Origin of the sequence: Micromonospora radicis, assembly GCF_003583405.1 — a bacterium.
GTDB classification, from domain to species: Bacteria; Actinomycetota; Actinomycetes; order Mycobacteriales; family Micromonosporaceae; genus Micromonospora; species Micromonospora radicis.
In genome coordinates, this window is sequence record NZ_QXEC01000077.1 from 1 (window position 1) to 310 (window position 310).

Genomic DNA, 310 nt, shown 5'->3' on the forward strand with positions numbered 1-310 from the left:
TGCGGCAACGCCGCCCGCAAACGCTTGTTGTAACCAGACTGCCCCGGCAGATACGGAAACGCCCCAGGCAGATGCCCCGGGCACGAACCGCAACCAACGGGCCTCGGAACGCACCCCGAGCAACACCTGCGCAACCGCCAAAGTGAGCAACTCCGCATCGGAGAGCTTCGGTGGCCTACCGGTCCTGCGAGGCCGCCCGAGCCAGTCGTCGATCTTCACGTACAGCGCGGTCAGAAGGTGTTGAGGTCTGTCGTCACAAACGGATCTTCAACACCCTTCGTCTACACCCACACCCCGGGGGCCGTTAGGA

1 pseudogene is annotated in these 310 nt (G+C 63.9%); it reads right to left on the minus strand.

Going from position 1 to position 310, the window contains the following annotated elements:
- Positions 1 to 234 (minus strand): annotated as a pseudogene (locus tag D2L64_RS28185) (IS982 family transposase); the annotation flags it as partial.
- Positions 235 to 310 lie beyond the last annotated feature (76 nt).